The 8633-nt window shown below is 49.3% G+C and carries 8 protein-coding genes and 1 pseudogene; 7 read left to right on the forward strand and 2 right to left on the reverse strand.

All coding sequences use genetic code 11. The features are described 5' to 3' along the window. Positions 1–186: 186 nt before the first annotated feature. Positions 187–636 (forward strand): hypothetical protein, encoded by a 450-nt coding sequence (locus tag DI44_RS08540; protein WP_025039205.1) that lies wholly within the window; start codon positions 187–189, stop codon positions 634–636. 383 nt (positions 637–1019) lie between these two features. After that, positions 1020–2153, forward strand: coding sequence for an IS4-like element IS5377 family transposase (locus DI44_RS08535; protein WP_015375695.1), 1134 nt, complete (start codon positions 1020–1022; stop codon positions 2151–2153). A 273-nt stretch (positions 2154–2426) separates the two neighbouring features. Here the strand turns inward: DI44_RS08535 and DI44_RS08530 are convergent, their stop codons facing one another. Continuing rightward, on the reverse strand, positions 2427–3791 hold the full coding sequence (locus tag DI44_RS08530; RefSeq protein ID WP_033025307.1) for an ISLre2 family transposase: 1365 nt from the start codon (positions 3789–3791) through the stop codon (positions 2427–2429). Between the two features lie 275 nt (positions 3792–4066). Between DI44_RS08530 and DI44_RS18000 the strand changes: the two are divergent. From DI44_RS18000 to ltrA, 5 genes and pseudogenes are all read left to right on the forward strand, one after another. Next, positions 4067–4477, forward strand: a pseudogene (locus tag DI44_RS18000) (zinc ribbon domain-containing protein); the annotation flags it as partial. Positions 4478–4633: 156 nt separating this feature from the next. Then, positions 4634–4783, forward strand: a complete 150-nt coding sequence (locus DI44_RS18005) for a YflJ family protein (protein WP_011231104.1) — start codon at positions 4634–4636, stop codon at positions 4781–4783. A 124-nt stretch (positions 4784–4907) separates the two neighbouring features. Further along, entirely contained in the window at positions 4908–5102 is a 195-nt protein-coding gene (locus tag DI44_RS08525) for an NETI motif-containing protein (RefSeq protein ID WP_015374752.1), read from the forward strand. Positions 5103–5248: 146 nt separating this feature from the next. Beyond that, positions 5249–5455: a DUF6501 family protein gene (locus DI44_RS08520; RefSeq protein WP_014195730.1), complete on the forward strand. Its 207-nt coding sequence runs from the start codon at positions 5249–5251 to the stop codon at positions 5453–5455. Between the two features lie 609 nt (positions 5456–6064). Beyond that, positions 6065–7324 carry a group II intron reverse transcriptase/maturase gene (gene ltrA, locus DI44_RS08515; RefSeq protein ID WP_011230853.1) on the forward strand — a complete coding sequence of 420 codons (1260 nt, stop codon included), beginning with the start codon at positions 6065–6067 and terminating at the stop codon, positions 7322–7324. Between the two features lie 74 nt (positions 7325–7398). On the opposite strand, the gene DI44_RS08510 is transcribed toward ltrA, so the two are convergent. Next, complete coding sequence (locus DI44_RS08510; protein WP_050483833.1) at positions 7399–8628, reverse strand: HAMP domain-containing sensor histidine kinase; 1230 nt, start codon at positions 8626–8628, stop codon at positions 7399–7401. Positions 8629–8633 lie beyond the last annotated feature (5 nt).

Below are 8633 nucleotides of genomic sequence, written 5' to 3' on the forward strand. Positions count from 1 at the left end.
AATTGAAAGGGATTTGATATTTTATAAGACCAAATCACCATACGATTTGGTTTTTTATTTTTGTTGAAATATCAATATTTTTTGACGAAATCCTTTTTAAGGATTTTAGTATTTTATGTTAAACTAAATATATAGATTACTTAGAAAATTAGCAAAGGGAAAATTAACCCACGAGGAGGGAAGTGTATGAAAAAGTTTTTAATTCCATTATTAGTATTAATTGTGTTAGGCATTGGTGGTTATTTTGTTATTGGACTATTTAGTGCTAAACCACCTTTACCAACCATAACTGTTGGAGAAAAAAAGGTAGAAGTGACACAAGGTTCGTATTGTTGGAATGGATTACTTAATTCTGTTTGTGCTGATACAAGTTCTCCGCCAGAACTCATTAAAAATCAAGAACTAAAACCTGTGGTTGTACCACCAAATTCCCAATTGAAAATAGAATTCAAAGACGAGCCTAAAGAAAATACATTAGTAGTAAATAGATGGCTTACAAATATAAAAACAGAAAATGTTCCAATAAATGATAATGTGATACTATTACCAAAAGAAAAAGGTGTTTATGTGTATGATGTTTCAGCAAGATGGGAAAAGGGAGATTCAAGTTATGCCTTTGTAATTGAAGTACGGTAGTAACCTTTTAGTAACAGTCTTGATTTAACAAGTCAATATAATTTTAGTTTAAAACGCTTGGAATAAACCCAAGCGTTTTAATGTGCTTTTTACCTTGTTAAATTTAGTTCGAATTTTGTGCTAATTACGCTGTTATTTGTACTGTTTTTTTTGATTTTGTACTTCTGAACCGAACCCGTTAGCAGAAGCCGCTTCTTTTTTTGTTTTATCTTAATTAGGCGAGAAGACTCCCACTTCAACGAAGCGAAGCGGAGTAAGTGGGAGATGAATCGCCTTAACTCAGGCGTGTTGATTATCCAATAAAATCCAAAGGGTATAGAAAAAAGAGCACCTTTCCTGTAGAATGTGAGTAGCGACACAAACAAACCCAGGAGGTGCTCTCTATGAACAAGCATACCACACTCCCGAATTTGATGCAAAAACTTGTTTCGGATGAAGAGATTCAACTGATTGCCGAAGCGGTTGGGTATCGTGATTCGTCTCGAACCTTTACGTTGCGCGAGTTGATTCACTTCTTCCTGCTGGCCGCCATGCATCAATGGAAAAGCTTTCGCCACGGAGCCGATGTGGGGCCTCTGTATGGATTGCCGCGATTCCATTATTCAACTGTATCCAAGAAAGCGAAAGAAGTTCCCTATGACATCATGAAACGCTTGTTGGCGTTGATCATTTCCAAGTGCAACCGCCAAACCCGCCGTTCGCTTCGGTTTCCCAAACCGCTTCGGGTGGTGGATTCGACGACCGTCACGGTCGGGAAAAACCGCCTGCCATGGGCGCCGTATCACGGCGAACGCGCCGGAGTGAAGCTGCACGTCGCGTATTCGCCGGAATCCTCGTTGCCGGCAGACGTGGTGGAAACCATCGGACTGCGTCATGATGGCCCGGTGGGAGAACAGTTGACGAACGCTCAACAAGTGCTGGTGGAAGACCGGGCGTATTTCAAAATCGAACGCCTCGATCGATTTGTGGAGCAGCATCAGCTCTTTGTCATTCGGATGAAGGACAACATCGAACTTCATCAGAAAAAAAGCTTGAAACGCCTTTCCAGCACATCCTCATCGGTTCAAGCCGACTTCACGTGCCAGTTGGGGACGAAACAATGCCGCTCCACCAAGCGTCACCGGGTGGTGATCTTTCGAGATGCGAATGGCCGCGACATTCGGGTCGTGACGAACCTCTTCCATGCGTCTGCGGAAACCATTGCCGACATGTACCAACAACGTTGGACTGTTGAGGTCTTTTTCCGCTGGGTAAAGCAATATCTGAATGTCCCGACCTTGTTTGGCACGACGGAAAATGCGGTATACAACCAACTGTTTGCGGCGTTCATCGCGTATGTGTTGCTGCGATGGCTGTATGATCAAACCAAAAAACAGACGAACGTCTCTCTTTCCTTCATTTCGTTCGTTCGCCGTTTTTTCTCTGGGCAGCTTCCTCTCGATTGGAAATCCGGGATGGCCGCTGCTTTGTTTGAGTATGCCCAAATTTATGGAAGGCGTATGTATAATTTTGGATAATCAACACTCGTGGCCTTAACTATATTTTGCTGAAAATAGGATAGATTCAGTAAAATATAGTATAATATAGTTAGATGGGAGGTGAAAAAATGTATTTTTGTATCAAACAACAGCTAAATGGTGAGTCAGTCAAGACTTTGTGGAGAACATTTTTTCGGTTCACTACGGGCGTTGTCAATCACTAGTTAGCGAACCATTTTCAGGAATTAATATCGTAAGCGCTTTCGGACTCTCATCCCTCATCTTGAGGCGATGATACGATATTCCATTTTTTTACACCCAACCACCATCCCGGAGCGCCGACAACGCTTGATGGATCGGTGTCCCGGATGACCGCTGCAGATCCTGTAGCTTGTCGCGCACCACATCTGCCCATAACCGTCCGGCCTTCCGTTTGGCCTGTTCGATCCGCTTGGACTTTGTTGAGGCCGAGACGGCCGACTGGGGATCTTGCTCCTCCCACCGTCCCTTTCTCCACCCGATCCCGTCGATTCGGGCTGCCATCGCCCTCAGAAACGCCCGAAGCCCTTGGTCTTTCCAGCTGCGGCGGGATTTCACCCGATGCGCAAACCGGCTCATCACGCTCTCGGCGTGGCCCATCGGACGCATGCCGGTCGTCTCCACCCCTTGCTCCGACAGCCACTCCCGATAGTCCCGGATGCATCCCGGCATCGACTCGATCCGGCGGATCATGGCAGCCATCTGCTTCTCTTTCGCTTCGTCCTCCAACGTGCCGACCGCGCTGTTCAGCTCCACGAGAAGCCCTTCTTCGTCTTGTTTCGCCAGCTTCTTCCGCACCTCCCGCCAACGCGGATGGCCGGACAGACACTGACGCAGCTCCCGCGCCACATGAAATCGATCCAGCTGAAAGCACGCCCGCTTCCCAAAATACTCCCGGGAGGCCGTGATCCACGACGCCGCGTCGCCGTTGAGGACCAACAGGTCTCGGCACGGATCATAGGCATATTCCTTCATCAGCCACTCCTCAAACCGTTCCCACACGTCCCCCGTCCCTTCATGGAGGTAGTGGCGCCGGTTCACGAGCTCGAGCTGCGAACCGTTTCGTTTCCATCCCTCGTGAATCGCCAGGATTTTCTCTTCTTTCGCCCGTTTCCCTTTCCCCTGGCGGGAAATGAACAGCCCATCCGCCTCCACAAACAGCACTCGGCCGTGCCGTTTGGAAACAGGGTGGTGCAGCGAGACAGAGGCCTCCAGCACCAGTTGGCGAATCGCCTCGTGGCTCATGACCGCATACCCCACGATCGACTCGAGTGTGCGAGCCGCTTTGCGGTAGGAAGAGCACTCTACGGCCAACTCGACCGCCGTTTCCTCGAGGCAAGGGCTGATCGACTGCGCTCCATCAAAGCCTAATTCGGCATCCAGCAAGAAGGTATACTTCCCCGTTTGCCGGTCATAGTAGTAGTTCCGTCGAAACGTCACTTCTCCAAACAGCGTTTGGATCGTAGTCGGCCGTTTGTCTTTCAGCTGATACCGGCGCTTGTCCCGCGCTTCCGCCAGTTGTTGATCAATCTCCTCCAAAAGGGCCGCCAACAAGACAGCGAACACCTTTTGAAGAGTTCTGACTAATTGTTCCTCCAGCTCTTTTAATAAAGGCCATTCTGTGGTAAGATGTTTCATGGACTCTCTCCCTCCTGTTTTCGGTTGATGTTGACAATCACCATCATAGCAGGGAGAGAGTCCTTTTTGCATGACATTTGCTTTTTTCTACCGCGCTTCGCTTGGTGGCCCCGACGAGCGTCGCGAACAAAAGTTCGCAACCCTCGTCGGGGATCATTTCGGAATGTCACCCACAAATATTTTACTCACACCTAAATGGTTTGACCAAAGAAGAATACTTGACTCTTCGAGAACTGTGCCATATTGCCAAGAACATGTACAACGTCGGATTGTAAATTGGCAAACTTGTCATTGGCTATGCGGAAACATGGCAACGCAATATTAATCTAGGAAAAAAGACAAATCAAAACTTTGTCAATATTCCTCTCGGTAACATAAAAGAAAAACTAGAATATCTTTGTGAATTTTACGGCATTGAATTCTTGAAACAGGAAGAATCATATACGTCTCAAGCCAGCTTTTTTGACGGCGATGAGATTCCTGAATATAATGCCGACAATCCAAAAGAATATAAGTTCAGCGGCAAACGTATTAAGCGCGGCTTGTATCGAACAAAGTCTGGCAAACTAATTAATGCTGATGTCAATGGCGCATTAAACATCTTAAAGAAAAGTAAAGCTGTAGACCTGAGTGTCTTATGCTCTAGCGGCGAAGTGGACACGCCTCAAAGAATAAGGATTGCTTGAAGCAGTCAAACTTCTTTGGAAGCCCCCACTTCAAATTTTCGCTAGAAAATTAAGTGGGGGTAGTTCACGCCATATGGACAACAATGTTCTTGCTCCCTTTTTGCACACATATACATCATAAAGACAAGCGGATGACAAAAGAGGGGGGGGAGCGCCATGGCGCATTTCGGCTCGAAAGGATGGCTTGTGGCTGAGTTGAAAAAGGCGGGCATCGCCCGTCATCCGGTTGGACGGAAAAAAATTGAAACGTACAAGGCGGCGGAGCTGTACGGGCTGTACCGAAAATATGTGCAGAAAACATGCTGAACCGGATGAAGCGATCCGGCTTCTTTTTTGGGGTACAATAGTTATAAGGAAAGGCCGTGAAGCCTTGATATGTCAACATTTCTAGTGGGAGGAGGGAGGGCGCGCCTCTTTGGCCAGGAAAGCGATGAAGAAAAAACGGTTTACTGTAGCGGAAGGGGAAACGATCGCCGCCTGTTTAGCGCGAATGAAACAGGAAGGCTACCGCCCTGTCCGCCGCATCGAGCAGCCAATTTTCCGCGAAGTGGAAACGAACGGCGAAACGATGGTTGAGCCGTGCGGGCGCATCATCGAATTTGAGGGGGTGCGCGATGAGCCGTAGCAACAGGTCGTTAGCACGGTTGCCCGCCGCCGCCAACGATTTGAGGCGTCGGCCATAGCGGCAAATGGCGAATGGGACGTTGCAGCCGGTTGTCCGGGTCGCTACAATAAAGAAGGGGAAAAATATAAAGAGAAGGAGATGACGCCATGATTCATCACACATGGGCGACCCGGCCGACGATCAAAAAAGTAAAGTGCGTTCACACGAACGCGGAAAAGTACATGGTCAGCAATGTATTGACGCCGGGCAAAGTATATGAAGTAAAAAACGAAACCGACGAGTTTTATTTTGTCATTGACAACAGCGGAAAAGTCGGCGGGTTTTACAAAGATTATTTTGAGGAAGTCAAATGATCGCGCCAATCACCAAGAAAAAACGGATGTCCAAAACAGGGCATCCGTTTTTTCGTGTGCGCCCGGCATGGGTGCAGTCTATAGGGTGAAAGTCCCGAACTGCGAAGGCAGAAGTAGCAGTTAGCTTAACGCAAGGGTGTCTGCGGCGACGCAGAATCTGAAGGAAGCGGGCGGCAAACTTCCGGTCTGAGGAACACGAACTTCATAGGAGGCTGGGTATCATTGGGTGAGTTTGCACGACAAAACGAAGCCCTTTCTGCCGAAGGTGATACCGAGTAAATGAAGCAGATGGATGGAAGGAAAGACTGCACTCTTACCCGGGGAGGTCTGTCCGGGAAGCCAAGTGCGCTTGGCAACCGTTGGAGCGATCCAACGCTGAACGGACAGAAGTCAGCAGAGGTCATAGTACCCGTCTAGCTTAGATAGAAGGGGAAGGACCGAACCATGAAGGAGAACGGCCACTAGGCGTTCATCTTCTTTGATGAAGCAGATAACCCGAAAGGGCCTGCTTGAGGGGGGAAATGGTGAAGTCCATGGGGAACCTCAAGAGGGTGGAGAAGAAGATGGCACAAATAGAACGGACCGTTCACGTAGAGAGGAAGAATCGGAATGTGGATGAAACAGGTAATGTCACGGGAGAATCTCCTGCGAGCACTCAAACAAGTGGAAAAGAATAAAGGGTCCCATGGAACCGATGGAATGTCCGTCAAAGACCTGCGAAGACACCTCGTGGAACATTGGGACGCGATACGGCACGCTTTAGAAGAAGGGACCTACGAACCTTGCCCGGTCCGACGGGTCGAAATCCCGAAACCGAACGGAGGAGTCAGGTTACTAGGAATCCCGACCGTGACAGACCGGTTCATCCAACAGGCCATCGCCCAAGTGCTCACGCCGATCTTTGACCCATCCTTTTCGGAACACAGCTACGGGTTTCGTCCCGGTCGAAGAGGACACGACGCGGTGAAAAAGGCGAAGCAGTATATTCAGGAAGGATATACATGGGTGGTAGATATCGACTTGGAAAAGTTCTTTGATCGAGTCAACCATGACAAACTGATGGGGATATTAGCGAAACGAATTCCAGACAAAATCCTCCTAAAGTTGATACGGAAGTATCTACAGGCAGGGGTCATGATCAACGGGGTGGTCATGGAAACACAAGAGGGGACTCCACAAGGAGGGCCGCTCAGTCCACTCCTGTCCAACATTCTCCTGGATGAGCTGGACAAAGAATTGGAAAAACGAGGGCACAAGTTTGTACGGTATGCGGATGACTGCAATATCTACGTAAGGACGAAGAAGGCCGGGGAACGGGTGATGAAATCGATCACGGCATTCATCGAAAAGAAACTCCGGCTGAAAGTCAACGAAACCAAATCGGCAGTGGATCGTCCGTGGAGGAGAAAATTCCTCGGTTTTAGCTTCACCCCAAGTAAGGAGCCAAAAATCCGAATTGCAAAGGAAAGCATTCGGCGCATGAAGCAAAGGATACGCACCATGACGAGCCGATCGAAACCGATTCCCATGCCCGAACGAATCGAACAGCTCAATCAATACATTCTGGGATGGTGTGGATACTTTTCGCTAGCAGAGACCCCAAGTGTGTTCAAAGAACTAGATGGATGGATTCGACGAAGGCTGCGCATGTGCCAATGGAAAGAGTGGAAACTTCCGAGAACCAGAGTCCGAAAACTGCAAAGTTTAGGAGTGCCCAAGCAGAAAGCATATGAATGGGGAAACACTCGGAAGAAATATTGGAGAGTGGCCGCCAGTCCCATCCTGCATAAAGCCCTTGGCAACTCCTATTGGGAGAGCCAAGGGCTGAAGAGTCTTTATCAACGATATGAATCTCTGCGTCAGACTTAATGGAACCGCCGTATACCGAACGGTACGTACGGTGGTGTGAGAGGACGAGGGTTAGTCACCCTCTCCTACTCGATTCAGCCGACGGCGCTTTGTTCTGCCGTCGGCGGTCCCACCCGACTTGCCGGCAACGTGATCGTCAACGTCGTCCCTTTTTGTACGGCGCTTTCGATCGTCCACGTTCCTCCCATTTGTTCGATGATTTTGACGGCGACCATCGCACCAAGCCCAGTGCCTTTTTCTTTTGTGCTGAAGTATGGCTCGCCGAAGCGGCGCACTTGTTCTTTCGTCATGCCAACGCCGTTGTCGGAAATGGTAATGACGACTGATGCCCCCCGGTTCTCAGCCGCGACATGAAGCGTGCCGCCGTTTGGCATCGCCTCAATGCTGTTTTTCAACAAGTTGAGAAAACACTGTTGGAAATATTGTACGTTTCCGATGACGATGCCATCTTCGAGGGAAGAGGATACATGGATCGAATGCATATGCGCCATTGGCGTAATCATTTGCAACACTTTTTGAAGCTCGACGGCGACATCAATCGGCTCGGTTTCTTTCGGCGCCGGTTTGGCAAACGTCAAATAGTCGCGGATGATGGCTTCCGCCCGCTCGAGTTCCTCTAAGGCGATGCGAATGTAGCGCTCTTCGGTTTCGCGCGGCAGCCGACCCGTTTGCATCAGCTGGATGAACCCTTTGACGACCGTCAACGGGTTGCGGATTTCATGGGAAATGCTGGCCGCCATTTGGCTGACGATCTCCATTTTTTCCATCTTCATCAGCTCTGCCCGAGCGAGCTGCGCCTCATGAAGCGTCTCCATCAAATAGACAGCGAACAGCATGACGAACGGCGGCATCATAATGAAATACACGATATACGGCTTCGTTACCGGAAAATCAGCAACAATCACGGCGACAAATGTCGTCAGCACCGCGAGCAAAAACGTCAGCCACAGCGCAGTCAGCAGCTTGCCGGACCGGGGCAGTTTCCGAAACAGCGGGGCGGCGGCGGCCGCTGCCGCGAACATAATGGCATAGACGACCACTGTAAGTGGCTGAAAACCGTACAATATGGTGCGCGCACCCATCAAGAAAACAAACAGCACCGCCCCAACTGCGCCGCCGCCATACAATGTTCCAAGCAAAAACGGAATTTGCCGGAAATCATGGACGCACAGCGGATCCATGTAAATCGGAAATTTCATGCACAACACGGCCGCCAACGCCAAACAAACCCCAAGCAGCGCCCGGCCATAGAGCGGGCGCTGCCGGATCGCTCGACTATGGTCATAAATGTGTGAGTAAAATATTTGTG

The organism is Geobacillus sp. CAMR5420, assembly GCF_000691465.1.
GTDB lineage: Bacteria > Bacillota > Bacilli > Bacillales > Anoxybacillaceae > Geobacillus > Geobacillus thermoleovorans.

Bases quoted from the DNA above. Each gene is read 5' to 3' on its own strand.
- DI44_RS08540 (WP_025039205.1), top strand. From the start codon at position 187: ATGAAAAAGTTTTTAATTCCATTATTAGTATTAATTGTGTTAGGCATT.
- DI44_RS08535 (WP_015375695.1), top strand. From the start codon at position 1,020: ATGAACAAGCATACCACACTCCCGAATTTGATGCAAAAACTTGTTTCG.
- DI44_RS08530 (WP_033025307.1), bottom strand. From the start codon at position 3,791: ATGAAACATCTTACCACAGAATGGCCTTTATTAAAAGAGCTGGAGGAA.
- DI44_RS18005 (WP_011231104.1), top strand. From the start codon at position 4,634: ATGGCGCATTTCGGCTCGAAAGGATGGCTTGTGGCTGAGTTGAAAAAG.
- DI44_RS08525 (WP_015374752.1), top strand. From the start codon at position 4,908: ATGAAGAAAAAACGGTTTACTGTAGCGGAAGGGGAAACGATCGCCGCC.
- DI44_RS08520 (WP_014195730.1), top strand. From the start codon at position 5,249: ATGATTCATCACACATGGGCGACCCGGCCGACGATCAAAAAAGTAAAG.
- ltrA (WP_011230853.1), top strand. From the start codon at position 6,065: ATGTGGATGAAACAGGTAATGTCACGGGAGAATCTCCTGCGAGCACTC.